Below are 24,343 nucleotides of genomic sequence, written 5' to 3'. Positions count from 1 at the left end.
GCTTTTTTTGTGACTAGAATAAAAAGACCTCATAAGTACGAGGTCTAAATAAATTTCCAATCATCATGAGCCTCTAAACAATAATATTAACTCCCGTTCAGAGGTCCCCCATTTAACGCTCCCAGTATGCCTCTTCCAGGCTATCTTCACGCTCTGGCAGCCCTTTTGAAAGACGTGGGGAATGCTGTACCAAAACCTCATAGCTTGCGCGATTTGAATACTTACATACTTGAGAAAAAGATGAATAAGTCAGGTATGAATGGGTATGTTTACTCGAATTGGGTACATTTTCTTTATGGTATTTATTAGCGGCCATGTCATGCAATAAGGCAGAGAGTGCCGCATCGCCAGCACCATTCGTGTTTTTAATTTTCTCAGGCCCCCCCATATAAGGTGAAATATGTGAGTAAACTTTAATGGCATTATCACATAATGCTTTCGATGCAGGGCGACTAAATTCGTAACGGTTAAATTCTGCGATACTACCTGGCAAAAGTGGTAATGAGGTTTCACGTTTTGCCGCCTCTTCCGTATAGCCCGCCATAAATAACCCCAGTGGCCCGGCAGTACATAATACTAAATCTACCCAATCTAGTGCTTTGTCAGAGGCAACTAATGGATCAGATTCTCCAGTTAACGCCTCCGCTTCATCCTCATTCATGGCAACGACACTGACGTGATCGCGTAAAAATGCCTGCCAAAACTCAGGGTCATCTTGAATAACAAATTTTGTGCCTAGGGTTAGCACCACTGGGACATGATACTGCTTGGCGTACTCAATTGCTTTCATTGTCGCCTCGGGCATTGGATCGCCTGCTTTGCAACGTACCAAGTAAGCGGTCAAGACAAGCGCTGAAGCATTTTTGAAAATTTTCTCTGGAATACTGTCTGGGTGGAGTTGGTTCATTTGACCTTCGCTAATCGCAAAAGTACGTTCACCATCTTCAGTAATCAGAGCAAAGCAGCGTCCAATCGCACCATTAACACCTTGTAAATAGTTCAGATCCATACGGCTAGATGTGTTACATAAATAACGGTAACCATAACTGCCAATCTTGATGTCTTGGCTCATTACTCCCAGTAGGGTCGAACGGTCATCAGCAAGAACCGAATAATTATGAAGTGTATTGCCTATAGTGCCACCCGCATATTCATTAGTAATTAGAGCGTACTCTTTTAACTCGGTATAAAGCGCTTCTGCTGTTTCATCATCGATAACTAATGAGTGTCCCTTACTCAGATTGTATTTCTCGATTAACTTACTACTCACCTTAGCTTCAATATCAACCAAGGTTTGGTCAATACCAATAATATGTGTTCGTGACATCTTCTTGCTATCTTGCGCTTGAGTAACCAGTGGATCACGAGCATGAACCGGAAAGTAGTGTTTGGATTTGCGTTGACCAGGAAATTTCATATTGCTGATTCTGAATAAGGGATGAAAGGATGCCGGATTCTACATCGCCGTTTTCGGTGCGGCAATATAAGGAATTATAGCAAACGTTTGCTGCGTTAATTTATTATCCTCGGTTCAAGGCTTCACCGTGGTTGATCCAATATGCAAAAATGAGTCTACCGAGAGTAAACTCATAATAATCGGCAAATAAGGCCCTTACTCACCTTCCATAAAGCTTAAGTCCGGCAAACGGTCTAAGTTGTCACTGTAGCGTTTTAAGTTGAACTTACCGTCATTTTTTGACACATCAAATATTTCAATCGCCACAGCACAAGCCATCATAGCCACTGCATCTTGTTTTGAATTCCCCGTCATCATTAGGCGCATCAAGGTCTCTTTAACCTTAACCGGATTGCCATCTTCAAGTTGATTCTCAATCACTTCGATCAATTGAGCTTCTTCGATTATCGAGTTCTCATCACTCATTGTATTTACCTTGCCTATCTTGAATTTTGCTTACTATGCCATATATACAAACTCTATAGACAATAAAGCGTGATTTTGTCGTGTTACTTGGTCAAACAATAGCCGTTAGCGAAATGTGAGGATGATCTCGGATCTGTCCCCTCGTTATGCTTTCTGATAGAATTTGCGTCCGGTTAATTTAAGTGGTGTTTAGTAATGTCTGACAACTGTACTGATAACAGTCAAAAGAAAGTCATCGTGGGTATGTCCGGTGGTGTTGATTCATCCGTTTCGGCTTACCTTCTTAAACAACAAGGCTATCAAGTCGAAGGGTTGTTTATGAAGAACTGGGAAGAAGATGACAACGAAGAATACTGTACAGCAGCAGAAGATCTTGCCGATGCTCAAGCGGTTTGTGACAAGCTAGGCATTCACCTTCATACCATTAACTTTGCCGCAGAATACTGGGACAACGTATTTGAGTACTTCCTTGCAGAATATAAAGCAGGTCGTACACCGAACCCTGATATTTTGTGCAATAAGGAGATCAAATTTAAAGCTTTCTTGGAGTTCGCAGACGAAGTTCTCGATGCAGATTACATTGCGATGGGTCACTATGTACGCCGTTCATTTCCACAAAATGGCGAAAAACCGCAAATGCTACGCGGCGTTGATGGCAACAAAGACCAAAGCTATTTCTTATACACGCTTAGCAGCGAACAAATTGGCCGTAGCTTGTTCCCAGTCGGAGAGCTTGAGAAGCCTGAAGTGCGCCGCATTGCTGAAGAACAAGATTTGGTCACGGCCAAGAAGAAAGACTCGACTGGTATCTGCTTTATTGGTGAACGTAAGTTTACCGACTTTCTTTCGCGCTACCTACCCGCTCAACCAGGTAAGATCGAAACCCCTGAAGGCAAAGTTATCGGTGAACACCAAGGCTTGATGTACCACACTTTAGGCCAGCGTAAAGGCCTACACATTGGCGGACAAAAAGGCGGTGGCGGTCACGAAGACCCTTGGTACGTTGCAGAGAAAGACTTAACACGCAACGTGTTAATTGCTGTACAAGGCGCTGACCACCCGCTACTGAAGTCACAGGGGCTGCTTGCATCTCAGTTGCATTGGGTAGATCGCGAAGTAATTAAACAACCGTTACAATGCAGTGTAAAAACGCGCTACCGTCAGACAGATATCCCATGTACTATCATCCCAATTGACGATGAAAACATTAAAGTTATCTTTGACCAGCCGCAAGTTGCCGTAACACCCGGACAATCCGCTGTCTTCTATCAAGGCGAAGTGTGTCTAGGTGGCGGTATCATTGAAGCGCGCATTTAAGTAACCATCAGGAGTAGAACTACGTGGCTAACACACTTTATGACCGTACTATCGCCTTTGCTGGAATCTGCCAAGCGGTTGCCTTAGTGCAACAAGTCGCCAAAAACGGTCACTGTGACTCTGACGCGTTTAAAACTTCATTAAAAGCGATCTTGAACACCAACCCTCCTAATACCGTTGGTGTTTATGGCCGAGAATCAGATTTAAAACTCGGCCTAGAATGCTTAGTGAAAGGGATCGACAGCACCCCAAGTGGCAGTGAGATTACTCGCTATATCATTAGCTTACTGGCATTGGAGCGTAAACTGCAAAGCCGCAATGACGCAATGTCGCAGCTTGGTGATCGCCTGCAAATGCTTGAACGCCAACTGGAACACTTTGAGTTGCTTGATGAGCAAATGATCAGCAACTTAGCCAGCGTTTATCTTGATGTGATAAGCCCAGTAGGCCCAAGAATTCAAGTCACTGGCACCCCTTCAGTGTTGCAGCAAACCTCAAGCCAACACAAGGTTCGTGCTTTACTGCTATCAGGCATTCGCAGTGCTGTGCTATGGCGACAGGTCGGTGGGAAACGTCGTCATCTCATTTTTGGTCGTAAGAAAATGGTAGAACAGGCACAGATCCTGTTAGCTCGCATGTAAACTTTATAAAAATCAGCTCGTGATAACTCTCGAGCTGATTTTTTTGCACAACATCAAATTCGCGCAAACGTTTGCGCGATATTCGTGACAATTGCCGTAGTTATTGGTATAAAGCTCACGAAATTTAGAAACCCAATTCAGGAGAACATCATGGAACTGTCAGCATTGACTGCTGTTTCACCAGTAGACGGCCGTTACGGAAGCAAGACAATGGCGTTACGCGAGATTTTCAGTGAGTACGGTCTATTAAAGTACCGTACTATCGTTGAAGTTCGTTGGTTACAAAAGCTTGCTGCTACTGCTGAAATCGCTGAAGTACCCGCATTCAGCGCACAAGCAAGCCAATTCCTAGACGACCTGGCTGCCAACTTTTCTGAGGAAGACGCGCGTCGTATCAAAGAGATCGAGCGCACCACCAACCACGATGTGAAAGCGGTTGAGTATTTCTTAAAAGAAAAAGTAGCTGACGTTCCTGAGCTGCATGCCGTCAATGAGTTCTTCCACTTTGCATGTACTTCTGAAGATATTAACAATACCTCGCACGCTCTGATGTTAAAAGAAGCGCGTGAGACAGTAATTCTTCCAGAAATTCGTACTCTAATTGACGCGATTAAAGCTCTTGCTGTTGAGTACCGTGACATCCCACTGCTCTCGCGCACTCATGGTCAGCCAGCATCTCCATCAACGATGGGTAAAGAGATGGCTAACGTGGCGTACCGTATGGAGCGTCAATACAAGCAGATCGAAAATGTTGAGATTCTAGCTAAGATCAATGGTGCTGTGGGTAACTACAATGCTCACCTTTCTGCCTACCCTGAGCTAGACTGGCACCAGTTCAGTGAAGAGTTTATTACTCAATCTCTTGGCGTTAATTGGAACCCTTACACCACTCAAATCGAACCTCACGATTACATCGCAGAGCTGTTCGATGCGGTTGCACGTTTCAACACCATCTTGATTGACTTTGACCGTGACGTTTGGGGTTACATTGCTTTAGGTCACTTCAAACAAAAGACCATTGCTGGTGAAATTGGCTCGTCAACCATGCCACACAAGGTCAACCCTATCGACTTTGAAAACTCTGAAGGTAACTTAGGTCTTGCCAACGCTGTCTTTGGCCACCTTGCGCAAAAGCTACCCATTTCTCGCTGGCAACGTGACCTAACGGACTCAACGGTTCTTCGTAACCTAGGTGTGGGTGTTGGCTACGCGGTAATTGCTTATACTTCAACCTTAAAAGGGATCAGCAAGCTTGAAGTGAACCGTGAAGCGCTTCTTGCCGAGCTAGACAAAAACTGGGAAGTACTTGCTGAACCAGTGCAAACGGTCATGCGTCGCTATGGTATTGAAAAGCCATACGAGAAACTCAAAGAGCTAACTCGTGGTAAGCGTGTTGATGGGGAAGCTATGCGTGTCTTCATTGACGGCCTTGAGCTGCCTGAGCATGAGAAAGCTCGTCTAAAAGAAATGACGCCAGCAAACTACATTGGCCAAGCCATCGAGCTAACCGATAAGCTGTAAAAAAGCTTAAAACCTAGAATGAGGTTGACGTGAAATCGTCAACCTTTTTTTGTGCCTTGCCATCATCACGACAAAACTCAATCACCTCATTGCTTTTGAAAAAACAGCGTAATACGTCCAACTTCTAAGCCAAACTTCTTAATTTTGGTTAAATTAAAAATATGCTGTTCGTCTTGACGATAGAGCCAGTCATCAAAGGTGACCACCACCGATGAGTCTTCCATCTTTAGCTCAAAATCATACTGCCATTGCAACGCGTTACCGACTTCTCGTCCCTTCGCGACACCAATGATGTCGTCAGCCTGGCCTTCATATTGACCATCACCCAATCGCTTTATGGTCCATATACGTTGGCTTTTTTCTCCATCATCAAAAATAAAATCCTCGACAAGCGTAAGGGTATTGCCTTCAATTGTACCAACAATGTCTACTTCAAAACGACGGGTTTGCTGATGGGTATAGTCTTGCACCATCCCCCAAGCAGTCGATGTTCCTTGAAAATACTCAAATAAATCAAAACGAGGCTGGGTTTGATGATAATCATCAATATCTGCCGAACAACCTAGTAAGCCAGTCATCATAGCGACTGAAACGAGTAAGTATGACATCCACTTTTTCATTGATTGTTTCCTATTAAGCTTGCTCGTAAACTCGGGTACTGCGTTTGTGGGGAAAGCCAAATAGCCACGAACGCATCGTTAAGAGATTCATCAGCGATCTGGCCAATAAGCTGCGAACTTGATTGTGGCCCAGCATAATAGAACTGCCCCTGCTGACCATCCGTCACATAAGTCAGATTAGTGCCTTGAGTTATGTTGGGGAAAATTGCCGTCAACTCCTCGATCCACTGCTTAGTTTGCAGCGGATCAAAGCCCAACTTTTGCCACTGCTCTCGGGTTGCTTCCAATAGCTGCTTTTGACTAATGTCTCGTTGATAAGTAATCGATAGAGCAAGAGGATGTGGTGTTATATCTGAGCTGAGTTGATATTGACCGTCAGGGGTTAAAAGCTGTGACTGATAAATATCAAAGAACAGCATTGATAATTGTGCCTGACCAACTTCAGGCCATGAGCGCCAGTCAGTTTTAGTCGATAAAACGCCAGAAGCGAGTGCACTATTCATCCACACCAAACACGTTGCTATGAGTATCACGATTCTCATGACCTAACACCTTCATTATCACATAGACCACTGCGAACCATTGCATAAACAGTATCGCAATCATGTAAGGTAAAGGCAGACCAAAAGTCACAGCGCCAAGGTTCGCCCCTGCAATATAGCTCAATGCTCCGCCAACACCTCCCACTAGTGATACGAGATAAAGTGGATAGCGGGTCAAAATAGGCTGTAAATAAAACGCATACCAAACAAAGATTCCCCATAATCCAACTAACCAGAGAGGAAAACTTGTTGCACCAAACTCAAATAGCCCTACTGACAAATTAAGGTAGTCGAGGATGATACCCAGTAACACCACAAAGGCCGGTTTGAGCAGGGAAAAACCGGCGTACAGGTAGCTGATAACGATAGTGATAATTACTAGACTCAAGGTTAGCCACTGCAAATTGTCATTACCAATGACGGCCAATAACCAAATGATTTGAAACCAAGTTGATACCAATAACAGTCGCTTCATCGACACTGGAGTCTTTTCCTTATGGTCGCTCAAAAGTCATGTGAACGGTACTGATTGAACGCGCTTTAAAGCCGCCCTCACAGTAACAAAAGTAATAGTTCCACATTCTGACAAAACGCTGATCAAAACCTAATTGCGCCACCCTCTCGTGCTGTTGATTGAACCGGATATACCACTGTTTTAACGTTTGAGCATAATCTTGGCCTATATCGAATAGATCACGCATCACCAGGTCACTGTGCTTAGTCGTAGCTTGGGCCACCGCCGTAATTGAGGGTAAAAAACCGCCAGGAAAAATGTACTTTTGAATAAAATCGACATTGTTACTGTAGTAATCGTAACGCTGATCAGCGATGGTAATGGCCTGAATCGCCATCAAGCCACCACTTTTAAGCAATGACTGGCACTTCTGAATATAAGAAGTTAAGTACTGCTTACCCACGGCTTCTATCATTTCTATTGAAACCAACTTATCAAAACGTCCCTCTAGCAGGCGATAGTCTTGCTTGAGTAAGGTAATTTGCTCGCTTAAACCTTTGCGCTCAATTTGCGCTTTGGCATATTGATATTGCTGCTCTGATATTGTGGTTGTCGTGACCTGACAGCCATAGTTCTCGGCCATATAAATCGCCATGGCTCCCCAGCCAGTGCCTATTTCGATAACGTGATCATCTTTTGTCAGCTTTAACTGTTGGCAAAGTCGCTCCATTTTGTTGACTTGGGCTTGCTCTAACGAATCATTTGGATTGGTAAACACTGCCGATGAATACAACATTTTTTCATCGAGGAACGTTTGGTAGAGTTCATTGCTTAGATCATAATGCGCTTCGATATTTTTTGCCGAGTTAACCAGTGTATTACGGTTAAGCCAATGGGTAACTTGATGCATCAGCTTCGACAGCAAGCTTGAACGGCTCTCAATCGAATCTAAAGCTGAGAGGTTAAGCGCCATTAGCTCCATAAGCTTGGTTAAATCTGGGCTTTCCCACCAACCATCCATGTACGCTTCACCGGCAGCGATACTACCGCCTTTGAGTAAACGAGCGTAAAAAGCGGGATTCTTGACTTCAATGATCGCGCTTGGCTGACCATCTTGAGGCTTACCGAAGTTTTCACTTACTCCCTGACTGGCATCATCGACGAAATTCTCGATAACCGTTAGAGAGCCCACCTGCAATTTGCAAAGGCATGAGAATGCAATATTCCTAGCGGTCTTTTGTACTGATGTCAGTTGACGGGGAAACGGTAAAGTTTGCGAGTTTATCATCTCCAAAGCTCCTTGTTATTGTTCTGATTCGTGCTTTTCTGAGCCTTTACTCGTACCTGGTTGGTATTTAGGGTGCGAGTAAAATGGGGCTTTCTTAATCCAAAGTTTTAGTGCATGCCAGTAGATACCGATGGTTACTTTTACTGCCATAATGGGTGTTGCGATCAACTGCGTTAGTAATACTTTCGAGTTAAAGGGGTGTTTACTCATTTTAAGCGTAGCATCGAACTCTTTAATGCTTCGGTGGCATTCTAAATGTATCGATAATCGCTGCTTAAGCGGCTTTAATTTCCACTGATATTGTTGGTCAATTGGATTGAACGGCGAAACATGAAAGGCCTTTTGATGGCGCCATGTCGACTCATCATTGGCATTGAGTAAATAGTAATGTCGTTGGTTCCAAGGCGTATTACTGACTTCAGCCAGTAAATAGCGCCACTGATTGTTGTCGTCGTACACATAATAGAAATTAACGGGACTGAAATAGATACCGAAATAACGCAGGTGAATAACCGCTTCAACCCGACCGGTTAATCGCTCTCCTGACAAATCAAAGACTTTTTCAAACACCGCGCTTTTTAAGCTGCCGTCACCGAGGTAGTCGCTACGCTTAAATCGAGCCCAATGCCACCAGCGACGGCCAAACCCCCACACTTGCTGTTCGAGTAAGTCAATTTCATCGAGATCCAAACATGGCATAAATAACCCATACTCTAATGCGTGCTCAACAGGCGTAAAGCGTCTGTGTCGCACGTTACCGATCAATAATCGGCTATGGGTTTGCTGTGACATGTTAAGCCGCTCCCTGCGTATTAAGCTCACTTTGCACCAGTTCAATACCGCGCACGACATCTAACGCACTGCGTACACCGTCTTCATGAAAACCGTTATACCAGTAAGCGCCGCAGAACCAAGTTCGTGACATACCATTAATTTCATCGCGTCTTGCTTGTGCTTCGATGGATTCGCGATTAAACACAGGATGGTGGTAGACAAAACTACGCAGCACTTTATCGGCATTAACCTGTTCGCGACTGTTCAAGGACACGCAGAAGGTTTGTGGTGCGTCGATGTGTTGCAATATATTCATATTATAGGTCAAGGTTGGCGCGCGCGATTGCTCGTCATCGCTTCCTTCAAGCCAATAGTTCCATGCCGCCCACGCCGCTTTACGTTTAGGTAGCAAGCTGTCGTCGGTGTGGAGGATTACCTCGTTCGCTTGGTAAGCCAAATTGCCGAGGATTTGCTGCTCTATTACCCCTGCATCGGTTAACAATTGTTTAGCTTGGTCGCTGTGACAGGCAAAGATCACTTGATCAAAGCGTTCAGACTGACCATTAACATGCAGTGTTACCCCCGCAGCATCACGAACCACGGCTTCCACGGCACTGTTGAGGCGGATACGCTCAGAGAAACCTTGAGTTAACGGTTTAATGTACTCTCTTGAGCCTCCTTTAATCACATACCACTGTGGACGATTGGTGACGTCAAGCAGCCCATGATTGAGAAAGAAGCGAGCAAAGAATGGCAGCGGAAAAGCGCGCATGTCTGCCAACGTTGAAGACCAGATCGCCGCGCCCATTGGCAAAATGTAGTTATCGCAGAAAAAGGCACTAAAACCGTGTTCTTGCAAGAAGTCGCCGAGTGTTTTCTCGCCTTGCTGTTTGTGATTGGCGATCTCTTTAACCATGCGGTTAAAGCGTAATATCTCGAAAATAAATGCGTAAAACTTGGGGTTTATCCAGTTGCGTTTCTGTGCAAACAATGTACTGATGGTATGTCCATTGTACTCAAGGCCGTTAGCATCATTACGAACGCTAAAACTCATTTGACTCGGAATGCCTTCTACCCCAATTTCGTTCATCAAGGCAATAAAATTAGGATAGGTTCTGTCATTGTAGACAATGAAGCCCGTATCAACGGCGTATTGGGTGCCATCAAGGTCAATATCAACAGTGGCAGTATGTCCACCGATGTAGTTATTGGCTTCAAACAGAGTAACGTCGTGCTGCTTATGCAAATAATAGCCACACGTCAAGCCAGAAATTCCTGTTCCTATAATTGCTATTTTCATCGAATAAATCCTAACCTTGAGCGAGTAATTTTGTCGTTAGTGCATTTTGCCAGCGGTAAGGTAAAGCACCAATCAAACGCAGAATAAGTGTAAATCGTTTGGGAAAGTAGATATGCGATTTCCCTTTAGCTAACCCTGTGCGAATGGCTTGTGAGGCCTGTTCGGTTGTGATGAGCATCGGCATCTCGAAGGTGTTTTTTTCCGTAAGCGGTGTTTGCACAAAACCGGGAAAGATAATCGACACATTAATACCACGCGGTTTCAAATCAACTTGCAACGCACGCGCTAAATAGCTAACCGCGGCTTTTGATGCACCGTAAGCTTCCGCTCGAGGCAAGGCCACTTCACTGGCTATCGACCCCACAATGGCTAAGCGATGTCCTTTCTTAAACTGATCTTGGCACGCTGAAATGGCATTGGTTAAGCCGAGCACATTGATGTCCATGACACGTTTGAACAGCGCCGCGTCAATTTGCCCATCATCGATATACTCGCAATCGCCTGCATTGAATATCCATAAATCTGGTACGTTTTCCAGTGCGCTCAGCGCCTGCTTTGACTGCTCTACATCCGTCAAATCAAACGCTAACGCGCTTACACAGGCGTACTTTTGAGTGAGTTCATTGAGCGCATCGGTGTTGCGGCCGCAGGCAATAACGTGTGTGCCCTGTTTGGCGTAATCTTCGGCTAACTGCCGACCGATCCCAGAGGTTGCCCCAGTGATGAGTACGCTATTCATTGCCCTAGCCTTTGTTTGATTGTCTTGATCACCGAACCAAGAACCGGTAAATGTTCATATAACATTTCGCCAAGGTCGAAGTAGTCACGGTGGTAAATGACTCGGCCTTGATAAAACTTTAAATGACTGACGCCATTAACTTTGATCACCGCCCCTTTCGACAGCTTGGGATGCTCCAACGCCATCTGCCAAGTAATAAAACCGTTGTCGCCACTTTGCTGATGCTCAATCACATCAAAGTCACAGCGCTTGACGTTGGTGTATAAAGCGTCGAAGTAACGCTCTAATGCATGCCAACCTTCTAAACGATGTGCTGCATCTTCAAACACCACCTCTTGGTGATAAACATCTGATAATAAATGCAGGTTCGATTTGTTAAGCTGCTGATAAACTTGACTCACTGTTTGAACATCCATTCACGCCCTCCTCACAAAGTTGTACAGGCATTTTTTTTGTACAACGAATAAACCATAGATGACTTTTTAAAGTTGTACAAATCTTTTTTTGTATAACTTTTGTGACTTATGTACGTTGAGAACTTTAAAACAGATCAAAAAAGGCTTGGTTATAAACCAAGCCTTTTCAATATATTAGACGATAAGATTACGAATTGCGTAGTGCGTTAATACGTTTGTCTAATGGTGGATGGCTCATCAGTAGTTCAGTCATTGAGCGCTTACCATTGATACCAAATGCCATCATCGATCCCTCAAGTTGAGATTCATGACTCATTTTCAAACGCTCAAGTGCCGCAATCATCTTATGCTTACCAACCAATTGTGCCGCGCCTGCATCGGCATGAAACTCACGATGACGGCTATACCACATCGTGATGAAACTTGCTAAGAAACCAAAAACGAGCTCGAGCACCATACTGACGCCAAAATAGACCATCATGTTGCTACCGCCTTCTTCTTCGTTATCGTTAGAGGCCACAATATTGGCGATAAAACGAGATAAGAAGATGACAAAGGTATTTACGACCCCTTGCATGAGCGTCATGGTGACCATATCACCATTAGCAATATGGCTCACTTCATGGGCCAATACCGCTTCTGCCTCGTCTCGGGTCATGTTGTGCAGTAATCCCGTCGAGACAGCTACCAACGAGTCATCACGCTTGGCACCAGTGGCGAAAGCGTTGATATCCGCCGAGTCATAAATCGCGACCGTTGGCATGCCAATCCCGACTTGCTCTGACTGACGACGAACCGTATGCAATAGCCAATGTTCGGTTTCATTGCGTGGGCTCTCAATCACTCTTGCACCCACAGAGCGCAACGCCATGCCCTTAGACATCATTAACGAGATGAACGAGCCACCAAAACCAAACACCGCTGCCATCACAAGTAACCCAGACAAACTGCCCGGCTGCATACCTGTCATTGCGTATACAATATTTAGGACAACACTCAGTACCAGCACAACCGCTAGGTTTGTTGCCAAAAATAACATAACTCGCTTCATTTACTTTTTCTCCAAATACGCAAGTATTTAACTGCCCAAGCAGGATCGCTTAGGTTTGATGTTGCTTTATAGATATAGTTTATTCCCTTTATTTACAAGGTTAAGTAGTAAATTGAAACATTTGTTTTCTAGTTAGTTAGATAAGATGTGTTTCTTTTACCTATAAGTACCCATTAATCTTCATCCGCATTGGTTAAACTTAAACCAATTTTCGTTAGACTTTGGTCGTATTGCCAGTCACACCAAAGCTGTTAGATTTGGTCTAGTTGAGAAATTCCAAGGGATAAGGAACAAAATCATGGTTGAAACTAACGACTATCAAATGGCAATTGATCTGTTGCGTTGTCATCTCGGCATTTCTGAAGAGGAAGCGAAGCAACAACTTGGTATTTCTGCCGACAATACAACTCAACAGCGTATAGCAGAAACTCAACAAGCGTTAATGGGATTAAGTCACGAGCGATAGGCCACCTCAACACAAAAAAAGGGCTGCCAGATTGGCAGCCCTTTGCATATCTAATAAACAGGATTATCTGATCAGTGGTGTTACATCAATGTATTTTGCCAAATCCTTGCGCTTAACACTTGGTACATAAGGAATCTCGCCAATTTTTGGCGCATCAATCTTATGCGCTAACATAGCGATGATTTCCGCGTAGTGCTCTGTGCCTGGATTGATTCGGTTTGCCACCCACCCAACCACAGACAACCCATCGGCTTTGATGGCATCTAACGTTAATAGCGCGTGACTTAAACAACCGAGCTTTATTCCCACCACTAACACCACTGGCAGTTGTTCTTGTTGCACCCAGCTTGATAAACAATCGGTGTCAGAGACAGGTACACGCCATCCCCCTGCTCCCTCGACCAACACAATGTCTGAATTACGTTTATGCTGAGCCAATTTGTCACTCAGTCGCGTGTAGTCAATGCTGATACCTTCACGCTTAGCAGCAATATGAGGTGAAGCTGGCAGCTCTAGTGCGTATGGATTGATATCATCGTAGTCGACGTCAATGGTCGCCACATTTTGCAAGTAAAGCGCATCAGAGTTGCGAAATCCCAGCTCTGTTTTATCACTTCCTGCCGCAACAGGTTTATAACCAATTGTGCGCAATCCTTGCTGAGCTAAAGCATGAAGAATCGCCTTTGAAGCGACTGTTTTTCCAACATCGGTATCCGTACCCGCAATAAAAAATGCATCTATCATAGATGTATAACCCCTAAACAAACCTGATATGTTGCAGGTAGAAGACCTTGACGGTTGCGAAAAACTTGGTACTCACGTTCAACACCCAACAATGAATGTCGACGGGTTAACCCTTGTGTGCGACCATGAACATAGGTTGCACCTATGCCTTTTAGATCGCGCATCAATGCAAACGCTGAGTTGTACCAAACGGTAATAGTGGGCAAGTCTAGTTGATGGGAAGTACACCCAGATTGCGCTAACGCAACTTTTATCTGATTGATAGAGGCAAAGTTGTTGACGTGTTGATGTGAATCAATTTTTCCCCAGGCCTGTTTGAGTTCACATAGTGAGCCCTCAAGCAAAGTAGAAATGTACGCTTGTCCCCCAGGTTTTGTTACCCTGAAAACTTCCCGCAATGGCAGCGACAGATCCTCACACCATTGCAGGGCAAGACTGGAAAAGACCAAGTCAACACTATTATCAATCAATGGTAAAGATTCCGCATCTGCTTGTAGATAGCTCACGCCATCATCACCACAACGCTGCTGTGCGCTCACCAACATTTGCCCAGACAAATCACAACAGATAACATTAGCGCCGCGTTTAAGCAGCTCTTGCGAAAAATATCCCGTTCCACAACCCAAATCGATGACCGTCTTATTACTCAAGTCGACGGGTAAATGCTCAAGTAGACGCTCGCCAACATCGCGTTGAAAAGCAGCATGTTGGTCATACGTTTTTGCAGCACGACTAAAGGCTTCTGCAATTGGGGTTTTATCGCTGTGCGGTGACAACTCAATTGATAGCGCCGTTTCCATTAGTCACTCTCCTTACCAATGCGCTTTAGCTGCTCAGTTAACAGCAAGATATCTTGTTGGTTATGCGCGGCGGTTATCGTCACCCTTAAGCGCGCACCACCCTTAGCGACCGTGGGGGGGCGAATCGCACTTACCCAAAGCCCCTTTTGCTTGAGTTTCGCTGCACATTGAACCGCGCTATCGGCATCACCAATAATAAAAGGTTTGATCGCGGTTGGCGTATAACGATATCCGGCAACATTGGCGAGTTGCTGATCGTAATAATGCGACAGCTCTAGTAACTTTTCTCGCCGCCAATCTTGCTGTTGTATCATGAGAGCCGCGGTGTGTAGGGCATAAGCTTGAGCCGGTGGCATTGCCGTTGAATAGACATGATGCCGTGCAAACTGAGTTAAAAAGTCTCCCACAGGCTTGCTACACATTATCGCAGCTCCAGACAGCCCAAAAGCTTTACCAAAAGTAACGATTAAGATATCGGGCTTTATTCCAGCTTGAGCACAGCTACCAGCACCTTCTTTTCCCAACACACCAATGCCGTGTGCATCATCAACTGCAAGCCAAGAGTGTGGTTGAGTGGCAAGAGAAATGTCAGCTAAGGGAGCAAGGTCACCATCCATGCTAAACACCCCCTCAGTCACCACCAAGGCGTTAGGTTTCAGTAACTGTTTAAGGTGCTCAACATCATTATGACCAAAGCGCCGCATTGTCGCAGGCGACAGCACCCCAGCTTCAAGCAAAGAGGCATGATTGAGCTTATCTTGCAGTAACAAGTCGTGTTTTTCTAACAGTGTGAATAGTAGTGCTTGATTGGCCGAAAACCCTGAGCAAAATAAAACCGCGCGCTCAAAACCCAACCACTGACACAGTGTTTCTTCTAGTGCTTGATGAGCGGTGCAAAACCCCGTCACCAATGGAGAAGCTCCGCTGCCATTACCAAATCTTTCTAGCCCTTGCTGCCAAGCTTGAGTTAACTGCTTATCGCTTGCCAAACCGAGGTAATCGTTATTGGAAAAATTGATGTATTCTCGATTAGCTTGTGACAATTGGCGTGAGTTACCGCCCTCTACACAGCCGATCTTGCGCTCTAGCCCTTGATGTTGCCTTTGAGATAATGCGCGATCTATTCGTTGATTAAGCGCCGACATCGTAGAACAAATCATCCTTAGTTGGCCTTGACGCTACGCGCTCAACAACACGTTCAAGCAACTCGTTTTCTTCTATCTCATCGGGTTTTTGCGATACCGACTGACGATTAATACCGAGTTTGTTAAATAGCTGCAAATCTTTGTCCTCAGAAGGATTAGGCGTGGTTAAGAGCTTGCAACCATAAAACACCGAATTGGCCCCCGCCATAAAACACAGTGTTTGCATTTGCTCATTCATCTGTTCACGGCCAGCAGAAAGGCGCACTGCTGACTTAGGCATCATAATGCGGGCAATCGCAATCAAACGTATAAAATCGAACGGCTCAACATCCTCGACCTTTTCTAATGGTGTGCCTTTCACTTTCACTAACATGTTGATCGGCACACTTTCAGGGTGAGTGGGCAAGTTCGCCAGCTCTACCAATAGCCCAGCGCGATCGCTGCTGCTTTCACCCATACCAATTATTCCACCAGAGCACACTTTCATACCAGCATCACGTACGTGAGATAAGGTATCAAGCCTATCTTGGTAGGTTCGAGTGGTAATAATATTGCCGTAAAATTCAGGTGAGGTATCCAGGTTATGGTTGTAGTAGTCTAACCCAGCTTGTGAGAGATCTTGCGCTTGCTGCGGCGTTAGCATACCGAGCGTCATACAGGTTTCGAGGCCCATCTGTTTGACCCCTTTGATCATTTCGGTCAGATGTGGCATGTCTCGCTGTTTAGGATTTTTCCACGCGGCGCCCATACAAAAACGCGTTGATCCTGCTTGCTTCGCTTTTTGTGCGGCATCCAGAACCCGCTCAACCTCCATCAGACGCTCTTTCTCAATATCTGTGGTATATCGTGCGCTTTGAGGACAATACTTGCAATCTTCCGGACACGCGCCGGTTTTTATCGACAATAAGGTACTGACTTGTACGTGATTATGCTGCTGATAATGACGATGAACTTGCTGCGCTTCAAAAAGCAGATCCATAAAAGGCTTGTCCATAAGCGCTCGAACTTGCTCAACGGTCCAGTTGTGACGAACTTCCACTTGTCTTCCTTTGATTATTGTTAGTTTGACTGCTTGGCTAGTCTACCGCCGAGATGTAAACTGTCAACAAATCAAAAACACCAATATTGACAAATGGTTATTAATTAACCGTAAGTAATTTAGGATTTATTATGGATCTCGACTTCGATCGCCGTCATATCTGGCATCCTTATACTTCGACCTTAACACCTCTGACCTGCTACCCAGTCACTTCAGCCCAAGGTGTTTTTCTTAAGTTAGAGGATGGCAGAGAACTGATAGACGGCATGTCGTCATGGTGGTCAGCAATTCATGGCTACAATCACCCACACTTAAACCAAGCCGCGCATCAACAAATAGACGCTATGTCTCATGTGATGTTCGGCGGTATGACTCACCAACCTGCGATTGATCTATGCAAAAAACTCCTCGCATTAGCGCCTGACAATTTGCAACACGTCTTTTTGGCAGACTCTGGCTCTGTCGCCGTCGAAGTAAGCTTGAAAATGGCTTTGCAATATTGGCATGCAAAAGGTGAGTCTCGGTCTAAGTTTCTGACCCTGCGAGATGGCTATCACGGTGACACCTTTGCTGCAATGTCGGTCACCGATCCCGACAACTCAATGCATTCACTGTACAAAGGTTTCTTACCGGAACACATTTTTGCTCGCTCTCCCCAAACGGGTTTTTGGCAAGAGTGGAACGAGAGGGATATTGAGGACTTCAAGCATAAGATAACAGAGCATCATCGCGATATTGCGGCTGTCATTCTAGAACCGATTGTTCAAGGAGCCGGAGGAATGAGGATCTATCACCCTCAATTTCTACAACGTGTGCGTCAGCTTTGTGATGAATTTAACGTATTGTTGATCCTTGACGAAATCGCTACAGGATTTGGCCGCACAGGTAAGATGTTTGCCTGTGAGCATGCGGCTATTGAGCCCGACATCCTGTGTGTGGGCAAAGCATTGACCGGTGGTTACATGACTCTCTCTGCTACGCTCACCTCATCAAATGTTGCCAATACCGTCTGCGGAGGCGAAGCAGGCTGTTTTATGCACGGCCCAACATTTATGGGAAATCCACTGGCCTGCGCTGTAGCGACAGCCAGCATGGAACTACTAGAGCGAAATGAATGGCAGCAGCAGACAAAGCAAATTGAGCGACTCTTTTCTGATTTACTGCCTAAGTTAAAACAACACGATTTAGTTGCAGATGTACGCTGGCTTGGAGCTATTGGAGTCATCGAGACCAAGCGACCTGTTAACATGGAAGCCATCCAAGCGCACTTTGTTGACCAAGGTGTTTGGATTCGACCTTTTGCCAAGTTGATCTATATGATGCCGCCGTATATCAGTGAGCCGGAGCATATTGAGAAGTTAGTCGATGCTGTAGAGCTGGCTTTGAAAAATCCACACCTCTTTCAGTAATCGACGCAAGCGCATCCGAAACAGGTACTGCCTCGTCATTCTACACGGTGAGGCGGGAGTCTAATTACAATACTCATAAAACCAGATTCCGTATAGCTCGTTCCTCACTTACGGAATGACGGCTCAATCTTAGCCATGCACCGTTCCGTCATTGTGAACAGCGAGGCACGAGCGTGATTCAGAATCTAGGTTTACTCCAAAGCAAAAACAGCCTCGTTAGTTATCCCAACGAGGCTGTCACATGATGTCTACTTAGATGAATATTTACTCTTGATCAATCATCCAACGACGAAACGCTTTGCGCTCTTCATCACTGGCCTTAGCGTACCAAAGCTTCAACTGAGTTACTGAATCTCCCTTAATGGAGACTTTCCCTTGATGATCCACTTCGACCAATAGCTCGTTAAGATTCTTACTCTCACCTTCGTCAAAAATAATACCGTTGGCTTGATTATATTTTGCCACTAACTCTTCCATATTTGAGTACGCTGCAAAACCATCACCTTCCAGCACTGTGGCCACCAAAGGCTTTACTTCATCGTTACTGTAAACGGCTTGCCACTGTGCTCCAGACGCAAAATAGCTCGATGCTTGGCTTTGCGCAGATAAGCGTGTATCTAAGCCAATCGTCATATCCCGCCCGTTTACAGTTAATTCAAACACATAAGGACGAGAGGTGTAAATAACCTCTTTACTTCCACGTTTCACTTCATCTTCAAAACGCATAACTAATTGATGTGTACCATCTGCAAGTTCAATACTTTGCTGAGGTGACCAACGATCAAAATTAACAGCATGACCATCAACGACCATAAACTCAACCCCTCTTTCAGAGGTGATAGTGGCCGCCTGTGCGACACCAAAGCTGACGATAAAACCTAGTATAAGAGTTGTCAATTTAAACTGATTCATTTTTCTTTCTTATCCTTAAATGACTAAATAAAATAGAAAAAGCCGCCCTAAGGCGGCTTTTTAGTTAATACTAAAAGCAATAATGCAATCGATATTCTCGATTAGAACTTAACTTCCATACCAGCTAGGTAAGCAGTATCAAAATCAATTTCTTTGCCTTCGAAGTCTTCACCGTTAGCTACTGCTACTTCTAGGTAACCTTTTACATTGCTATGGAATTTATGAGTAAGATTAGCATATACAGTGTCTTGATTATATTTAGCTGCTGTACCAGTTAGATCGCCTTCGTAGCGAGTGTAACCTAATGCAAACACGTTTTTACCCATAGTGTAATCTGTAGAAAGAGCGATGATGTCAACAGTCAACTCATCAGCGTTAGCAATGTTAGATTCTTTGTACTCGACTTGACCGTAAGATGCAGCAAAGCTAAACGCATCCCATTTGTAATCAGCTTCTAGGTTAAAGCCATTGATATCAAGCTGAAGAGTAGACTTATCAAATGCATCGTTAATGTCTTCTGCATCAACGTCTTTGCCTTCGTAAGCGTACAAACGAACATCTAGATCATCGTTTACTCGGTAACCAATACGGCCATCGAAAATTGTATCGGCGTCGCCTTGACCTGTTGTAACATCATAATCGTTGTTTTCACCGTTCGACTCTAGTAACGCAGAAACACCCGCGTACAAAGAACCGTTGTCGAATTCGTATTTAGCAACTTGCTCGCCTTCGTAAACAACGAAGTCTAGGCCTTCACCGCCAAATTCGAGATCTTTGGTGTTACCAGCGTTATCAGCAACAAGTAGCTGACGGCCGAAAGTAACAGTACCGTACTTCTCGCTAGCAAAACCGACATAAAGCTCGTCGTTTTTAGTGTTGCCATCTTCAAATTTGAATGCGATACCACCGACAGCATTTACTGAATCAGTAATCGCGACGGTTGTGTTGAAGGCCAGGTCGCCGTCATCATGACGAAATGCAGCTTCAGAATTATCTGCTAGTTTGCTGATGTATTGAATTTCCATCGCACCTGATGCATCTACTTTTACACCGTTTGCATCATATAGGTTGATGCTTGCAGATGCTGAACCAGCAGCCATGATAGCTGGAACTGCGATTGCTAATAGAGTCTTTTTCATAATAATCCACTGCCTTTTCTATAGATTGGGAAATCCTTATCCGGTTCCCTTTGTTTTTGATGATAACTCTTACTTCTTGTGAGTAAGATGTCATCGCCACTAAATTCGGTGTCTAGATTGCAAAAGATTATCCTGCGTGTCAAATATTCTAAAATCACAACATAAAAAAAAGTAAAAACAATTAAAAACAGACACTTACATCATTACATGTACAAAATACGACCAACTTCATACCAGTCTACACCTTATTCAACCAAATGCGGTGCAACTCAAAAATAGAACAAACCACCAAAAAATGATGTTTAAACCTATAAATTCAATATATTTGAACGGTAAAGCGGCGTCAGTGGCGTGATATATTTTTTAGATTTAGAATTAATTGTAAGTGTCTGAAGGTTCAGTTTTTTTGTGAACAAGATCTACCTTTGGCAATAAAGGATTCTATTTCGTGAACTAAGTAGTGTTTAGCAAACTGTGCTATGATGCCGCACTCGTTATTTAGGTCACCGTATGATTACCAGTAAAGCCCAGCAAGCCATTCGTGCTAGTTATCAAAACCTTCAATTTCAGCTCGATAACTTTGTACCTCGTCGAGCTCAGAATTACCTTGTTGCAGAGATAGCCAAAACATTATGCGGGGAGTATCACAAATCAACCCGTATGATCGTTGCCGAAGCCGGCACCGGAATTGGTAAGTCTATCTCTTACTTAATGGCAACGATTCCTGTTGCCGTGCTCAGCAAACGTAAAGTCGTCATTTCAACCGCGACGGTCGCTTTGCAAGAGCAGTTGATCAATAAAGATTTACCTCTATATAGACGGTTGACTGACTTTGAGTTCTCTTTTTTGCTTGCCAAAGGTCGCCAGCGTTATTGCTGCGCTGAGAAGCTGGCGTCAGCCAGTGGCGTTGACGGTGGTCAGCTCGCTATGTTTGAAAGCAAACCGAAAAAGAAGGATATCGAACAGCTCGAAACCCTGTACAAATCGCTTGCACAGGGCAAGTGGGATGGTGACCGCGACGCTTGGCCAAAACCGATAAAAGATGAAATTTGGCAGATGATTGTGAGCGACAAACATAGCTGCAATAACAGCCTACCTGCGCACCGTGATTGTCCGTTCCAAAAAGCGCGCAGCGAAATCGATAAAGCTGACGTGATTATTGCGAATCACAGTTTGGTGATGGCCGATGCCGATTTAGGTGGGGGCGTGATTTTGCCTGAACCAGAAAACACCTTCTATATATTTGACGAAGCACATCATCTTCCACATGTTGCGCGCGACCACTCGTCAGCCTCTGCTAGCCTCAAAGGTGCGGCCAGTTGGCTTGAACGACTCAACCAGTCGGTGAGTAAATTTGCCAATATGGCCGAGGAAAAACGCGTCGCGAGATTTCGCAATGAATTACAAGATTCGGTGCAGCAACTGATTCCTTCGTTATCTCAACTCGCCACACGCTTTGATCCCACTCATTTCAACGACAATATCTATCGATTTGAAAATGGCGAACTGCCGAGTTGGCTTGACGAAGAGGCAAAAGATCTCAAAAAGTTAACCAGTAAAGGCGCTCAAGCGGTGGCGAAAGTGGCTGATCTTATTGCCGAGCGAGTAAAAGATGGCGAATTATCGAACCGACTTGCAGAACCGGCGCTCGCCGAGTTGGGATTTTATATTCAGCGTATGGATAACCTTGCGCAGGTTTGGCGATTAATGGCAGAGCCCATGCGCGAAAAAGGTGCCCCACTGGCACGTTGGTTGGAAGTTAGCTCTGAACGAGAGGGGGATTGCACCGTCAACGTTTCGCCATTAGAAGTCGGTTGGCAACTCGATCAACAACTGTGGAGCCGCTGTGTTGGCGCTGTCCTTACCTCTGCAACTTTACGCGCCTTAAACTCATTTCGCTTTTTCTGTCGCCAAGCTGGTATCAGTGAAAAAGCGGATGACGGTGTGCGCTTCTTAGCCCTTGCCTCACCGTTCGATTATGCCGCTCAAGCAGAGTTACACCTGCCCAAAACTAAGTGTGAACCCCAAATGCCCCAGTTCACTGATTATCTTATTGAGGCGTTGCCTGATCTAATCGAAGATAAGAAAGCCAACTTAGTCTTATTCGCTTCCTATTGGCAGATGAATCAAGTCGCGCAAGCCTTGTCGAATCTTATGCAAACAAAAGGTTGGACACTTCAAGTACAGGGACAACAATCTCGCTCAGAAATACTAAAAAAACATAAAACCTTGGTTCAATGTCAAAAGACTAGCGTACTTTTCGGTACTGGGAGTTTTTCAGAGGGGTTAGATCTGCCGGGAGAGCTGCTCGAAAACTTAATCATTACTAAGATCCCTTTCGCGGTTCCGACCTCCCCTGTAGAACAAGCTCATGCAGAGTATATCGAAAGTCGCGGTGGTAACCCGTTTATGCAAATCAGCGTACCGGAAGCGAGCAAAAAGTTAATCCAGTCGGTAGGTCGCTTGCTGCGTAAGGAACGGGATTCTGGTAAAGTCATTATTCTCGACCGTCGCTTAGTGACCAAACGTTATGGCAGCGCTTTACTTGACTCTCTGCCACCTTTTAAACGCGTGATTGAATAACACTCCGAAGACATAAGTAGAAGAATGAAATATGGAATTATTTGAGCCAAGCGTACTGGCGGTATTGGCACTGGTGGCGTTTGCTGCAGGCTTTATCGATGCGGTTGCTGGCGGAGGAGGCATGCTCACTGTCCCAGCACTGCTATCGTTAGGTTTGCCACCGCACATTGCCCTTGGCACCAATAAACTTGCGGCTACTTTTGCCTCATCAACGGCCGCTCTCACTTATTACCGAAAACGACTGTTTAAACCACGATGCTGGAAGCGCGCCTTTGCTTCCACCTTGACTGGCGCGATTTTAGGTACCCTAGCGGTCGATTTAATGGCAACGGAATGGCTTGAAAAAATATTGCCATTGGTTATCTTGGCGGCCGCTATTTATACTATTTGGCACAAAACGCCAAATACGACCGATAACGCCACCCCTCAACCGTGTCCGACCCTCAATAAGAAGCAATATATCCAAGGTTTGTCGCTGGGATTTTATGATGGCGTGGCTGGGCCTGGCACTGGTGCATTCTGGACGGTCAGTTCTATGGCGCTTTATCGGCTCAATATTTTGCTCGCATCAGGCTTAGCAAAAGCAATGAATTTTACCAGCAATTTCACATCGCTAGTGACCTTTGCGCTACTCGGCCATATCGACTGGGTACTTGGTTTAACCATGGGTGTGTGTTTAATGGCCGGCGCCTTTGTCGGTGCTCATTCAGCAATACGATTCGGCGCGACATTTATTCGACCGGTTTTTGTTACTGTTGTGAGTATTCTTGCCGTCAAGCTTGCCTATGAAGCTTGGTTTGTTTCACTGTAAAGAGAGTCTCTGCAATGAGTAATATTCGTCAACTACAAACGACATTAGAACGACTCGCTATTGACGCTGCTGCCCTTGATCGTCAGCGCGGTGAACACCATCTTCCGCTGTTTGATGAACGATTGTTTCATTCGAAAGCCAAACTATTGGTTCCCTGTGTTAAAGAAACACAAGCCACCTTAAGCAGTATTGTGCGTGAAGAAGACGCAAAAAAACTGACACCTATGCGCGCTGAATATTTGACGGAACGGTTACTTGCTCAAGTGTCTGCCATCCAGCGCGAGCTTGCGACAACAAACATTCGTAAGCACGAGCCCAAACACAAAAGCTATTTTCTAAAGCCGATCAATGAACTGTATCAACAACTGTCCCAGCATCAAGAATGGGAACGTCGACTATTAGAAATGGTCAGGGATAAAGAACTGGCGATGCAGTACGCGCCTCCCTTCCAGCAACAAGAAGCGCAGCAATCGTTACTTGCCACCGAGCAAAGACTCAAACGTTGCCAAGAATCCAAATTAAAGATTGAAAAGCAGATCACTTATCGAGAAAGGAATCAGCCATGACGACAAATAATACTGGCTTAGAAAATGCCCCGACGGAAATAAAGCTCGCGGTTGATCTTATCTACTTACTAGAAAGTAATGACGTTGACCCGCAGGTCGCGTTGGCCGCAATAAAAATTGTCAGCGCGGATCTGGAAGAGAAACTGATACAGCAAACAAATAAATCTTAATAAAAAGGAATCTA

At 44.9% G+C, this 24,343-nt stretch carries 26 protein-coding genes; 9 read left to right on the top strand and 17 right to left on the bottom strand.

The features are described from left to right. Positions 1 to 112: 112 nt before the first annotated feature. Positions 113 to 1,417: an inosine/guanosine kinase gene (locus tag CDZ87_RS07800; RefSeq protein ID WP_100753028.1), complete on the bottom strand. Its 1,305-nt coding sequence runs from the start codon at positions 1,415 to 1,417 to the stop codon at positions 113 to 115. A gap of 195 nt (positions 1,418 to 1,612) precedes the next feature. After that, complete coding sequence (locus CDZ87_RS07795; RefSeq protein ID WP_100753027.1) at positions 1,613 to 1,882, bottom strand: hypothetical protein; 270 nt, start codon at positions 1,880 to 1,882, stop codon at positions 1,613 to 1,615. Positions 1,883 to 2,077: 195 nt separating this feature from the next. Here CDZ87_RS07795 and mnmA point away from each other — a divergent pair, with 195 nt between their 5' ends. The 3 genes from mnmA to purB all read left to right on the top strand — a co-directional run bounded on the left by mnmA (position 2,078) and on the right by purB (position 5,361). Then, the gene (gene mnmA, locus CDZ87_RS07790) at positions 2,078 to 3,199 is read left to right on the top strand and encodes a tRNA 2-thiouridine(34) synthase MnmA (protein WP_100753026.1); all 1,122 of its coding nucleotides are present in this window, start codon (positions 2,078 to 2,080) and stop codon (positions 3,197 to 3,199) included. 23 nt (positions 3,200 to 3,222) lie between these two features. Continuing rightward, positions 3,223 to 3,840, top strand: coding sequence for a high frequency lysogenization protein HflD (gene hflD, locus CDZ87_RS07785; protein ID WP_100753025.1), 618 nt, complete (start codon positions 3,223 to 3,225; stop codon positions 3,838 to 3,840). A 150-nt stretch (positions 3,841 to 3,990) separates the two neighbouring features. Further along, positions 3,991 to 5,361: an adenylosuccinate lyase gene (gene purB / locus CDZ87_RS07780; RefSeq protein WP_100753024.1), complete on the top strand. Its 1,371-nt coding sequence runs from the start codon at positions 3,991 to 3,993 to the stop codon at positions 5,359 to 5,361. An 86-nt stretch (positions 5,362 to 5,447) separates the two neighbouring features. Here purB and CDZ87_RS07775 read toward each other — a convergent pair whose 3' ends face one another. The 9 genes from CDZ87_RS07775 to htpX form a co-directional block, all read right to left on the bottom strand. Continuing rightward, positions 5,448 to 5,981, bottom strand: coding sequence for a DUF3833 domain-containing protein (locus tag CDZ87_RS07775; protein WP_100753023.1), 534 nt, complete (start codon positions 5,979 to 5,981; stop codon positions 5,448 to 5,450). Then, on the bottom strand, positions 5,978 to 6,523 hold the full coding sequence (locus CDZ87_RS07770; RefSeq protein WP_100753022.1) for a chalcone isomerase family protein: 546 nt from the start codon (positions 6,521 to 6,523) through the stop codon (positions 5,978 to 5,980). Before CDZ87_RS07770 ends, CDZ87_RS07775 begins: the two co-directional genes overlap by 4 nt. Then, positions 6,477 to 6,998, bottom strand: a complete 522-nt coding sequence (locus CDZ87_RS07765) for a DUF2878 domain-containing protein (RefSeq protein WP_100753021.1) — start codon at positions 6,996 to 6,998, stop codon at positions 6,477 to 6,479. The genes CDZ87_RS07770 and CDZ87_RS07765 overlap by 47 nt, the downstream gene beginning before the upstream one ends. A gap of 19 nt (positions 6,999 to 7,017) precedes the next feature. Further along, entirely contained in the window at positions 7,018 to 8,265 is a 1,248-nt protein-coding gene (locus CDZ87_RS07760) for an SAM-dependent methyltransferase (RefSeq protein ID WP_100753020.1), read from the bottom strand. 15 nt (positions 8,266 to 8,280) lie between these two features. Further along, the gene (locus tag CDZ87_RS07755) at positions 8,281 to 9,057 is read right to left on the bottom strand and encodes a DUF1365 domain-containing protein (RefSeq protein WP_100753019.1); all 777 of its coding nucleotides are present in this window, start codon (positions 9,055 to 9,057) and stop codon (positions 8,281 to 8,283) included. A gap of 1 nt (position 9,058) precedes the next feature. Further along, complete coding sequence (locus tag CDZ87_RS07750) at positions 9,059 to 10,339, bottom strand: NAD(P)/FAD-dependent oxidoreductase (RefSeq protein WP_100753018.1); 1,281 nt, start codon at positions 10,337 to 10,339, stop codon at positions 9,059 to 9,061. Between the two features lie 10 nt (positions 10,340 to 10,349). Beyond that, positions 10,350 to 11,078: an SDR family oxidoreductase gene (locus CDZ87_RS07745; protein ID WP_100753017.1), complete on the bottom strand. Its 729-nt coding sequence runs from the start codon at positions 11,076 to 11,078 to the stop codon at positions 10,350 to 10,352. Then, positions 11,075 to 11,494, bottom strand: coding sequence for a nuclear transport factor 2 family protein (locus tag CDZ87_RS07740; RefSeq protein WP_100753016.1), 420 nt, complete (start codon positions 11,492 to 11,494; stop codon positions 11,075 to 11,077). The genes CDZ87_RS07745 and CDZ87_RS07740 overlap by 4 nt, the downstream gene beginning before the upstream one ends. Before the next feature lie 187 nt (positions 11,495 to 11,681). Next, on the bottom strand, positions 11,682 to 12,545 hold the full coding sequence (gene htpX / locus CDZ87_RS07735) for a protease HtpX (protein ID WP_038174524.1): 864 nt from the start codon (positions 12,543 to 12,545) through the stop codon (positions 11,682 to 11,684). Positions 12,546 to 12,843: 298 nt separating this feature from the next. Here htpX and CDZ87_RS07730 point away from each other — a divergent pair, with 298 nt between their 5' ends. Beyond that, positions 12,844 to 13,011 carry a hypothetical protein gene (locus CDZ87_RS07730; protein WP_100753015.1) on the top strand — a complete coding sequence of 56 codons (168 nt, stop codon included), beginning with the start codon at positions 12,844 to 12,846 and terminating at the stop codon, positions 13,009 to 13,011. A gap of 63 nt (positions 13,012 to 13,074) precedes the next feature. Here CDZ87_RS07730 and bioD read toward each other — a convergent pair whose 3' ends face one another. Genes bioD through bioB form a run of 4 tightly spaced genes read right to left on the bottom strand, consistent with a single transcriptional unit; the run spans position 13,075 to position 16,739 of the window. Beyond that, entirely contained in the window at positions 13,075 to 13,755 is a 681-nt protein-coding gene (bioD, locus tag CDZ87_RS07725; protein WP_100753014.1) for a dethiobiotin synthase, read from the bottom strand. Next, positions 13,752 to 14,555, bottom strand: a complete 804-nt coding sequence (gene bioC, locus CDZ87_RS07720; RefSeq protein ID WP_100753013.1) for a malonyl-ACP O-methyltransferase BioC — start codon at positions 14,553 to 14,555, stop codon at positions 13,752 to 13,754. The genes bioD and bioC overlap by 4 nt, the downstream gene beginning before the upstream one ends. Beyond that, complete coding sequence (bioF, locus tag CDZ87_RS07715) at positions 14,555 to 15,700, bottom strand: 8-amino-7-oxononanoate synthase (protein ID WP_100753012.1); 1,146 nt, start codon at positions 15,698 to 15,700, stop codon at positions 14,555 to 14,557. The genes bioC and bioF overlap by 1 nt, the downstream gene beginning before the upstream one ends. Next, the gene (gene bioB / locus CDZ87_RS07710) at positions 15,687 to 16,739 is read right to left on the bottom strand and encodes a biotin synthase BioB (protein ID WP_100753011.1); all 1,053 of its coding nucleotides are present in this window, start codon (positions 16,737 to 16,739) and stop codon (positions 15,687 to 15,689) included. The genes bioF and bioB overlap by 14 nt, the downstream gene beginning before the upstream one ends. Positions 16,740 to 16,870: 131 nt before the next feature. On the opposite strand from bioB, the gene bioA reads away from it, so the two are divergent. Further along, positions 16,871 to 18,148, top strand: coding sequence for an adenosylmethionine--8-amino-7-oxononanoate transaminase (bioA, locus tag CDZ87_RS07705; protein ID WP_100753010.1), 1,278 nt, complete (start codon positions 16,871 to 16,873; stop codon positions 18,146 to 18,148). A gap of 264 nt (positions 18,149 to 18,412) precedes the next feature. Here bioA and CDZ87_RS07700 read toward each other — a convergent pair whose 3' ends face one another. Together CDZ87_RS07700 and CDZ87_RS07695 are read right to left on the bottom strand one after the other, a co-directional pair. Further along, positions 18,413 to 19,060, bottom strand: coding sequence for a YccT family protein (locus CDZ87_RS07700; RefSeq protein ID WP_100753009.1), 648 nt, complete (start codon positions 19,058 to 19,060; stop codon positions 18,413 to 18,415). 101 nt (positions 19,061 to 19,161) lie between these two features. After that, the gene (locus CDZ87_RS07695; RefSeq protein WP_100753008.1) at positions 19,162 to 20,199 is read right to left on the bottom strand and encodes a porin; all 1,038 of its coding nucleotides are present in this window, start codon (positions 20,197 to 20,199) and stop codon (positions 19,162 to 19,164) included. A 510-nt stretch (positions 20,200 to 20,709) separates the two neighbouring features. On the opposite strand from CDZ87_RS07695, the gene dinG reads away from it, so the two are divergent. The 4 genes from dinG to rsmS are packed head-to-tail and all read left to right on the top strand — an operon-like array spanning position 20,710 to position 24,329. Next, positions 20,710 to 22,782, top strand: coding sequence for an ATP-dependent DNA helicase DinG (gene dinG / locus CDZ87_RS07690; protein ID WP_100753007.1), 2,073 nt, complete (start codon positions 20,710 to 20,712; stop codon positions 22,780 to 22,782). Between the two features lie 31 nt (positions 22,783 to 22,813). Then, entirely contained in the window at positions 22,814 to 23,593 is a 780-nt protein-coding gene (locus CDZ87_RS07685) for a sulfite exporter TauE/SafE family protein (RefSeq protein ID WP_100753006.1), read from the top strand. Between the two features lie 14 nt (positions 23,594 to 23,607). After that, the gene (locus tag CDZ87_RS07680) at positions 23,608 to 24,159 is read left to right on the top strand and encodes a primosomal replication protein (protein ID WP_100753005.1); all 552 of its coding nucleotides are present in this window, start codon (positions 23,608 to 23,610) and stop codon (positions 24,157 to 24,159) included. Further along, on the top strand, positions 24,156 to 24,329 hold the full coding sequence (gene rsmS / locus CDZ87_RS07675) for a pleiotropic regulatory protein RsmS (protein WP_100753004.1): 174 nt from the start codon (positions 24,156 to 24,158) through the stop codon (positions 24,327 to 24,329). The genes CDZ87_RS07680 and rsmS overlap by 4 nt, the downstream gene beginning before the upstream one ends. The last annotated feature ends 14 nt before the right edge of the window (positions 24,330 to 24,343 follow it).

The sequence above is a fragment of the Vibrio salilacus genome (assembly GCF_002811245.1).
GTDB lineage: Bacteria > Pseudomonadota > Gammaproteobacteria > Enterobacterales > Vibrionaceae > Vibrio > Vibrio salilacus.
The sequence above is the reverse complement of the archived record's forward strand: the minus strand, read 5'-3'. Positions and strand labels throughout refer to the sequence as shown.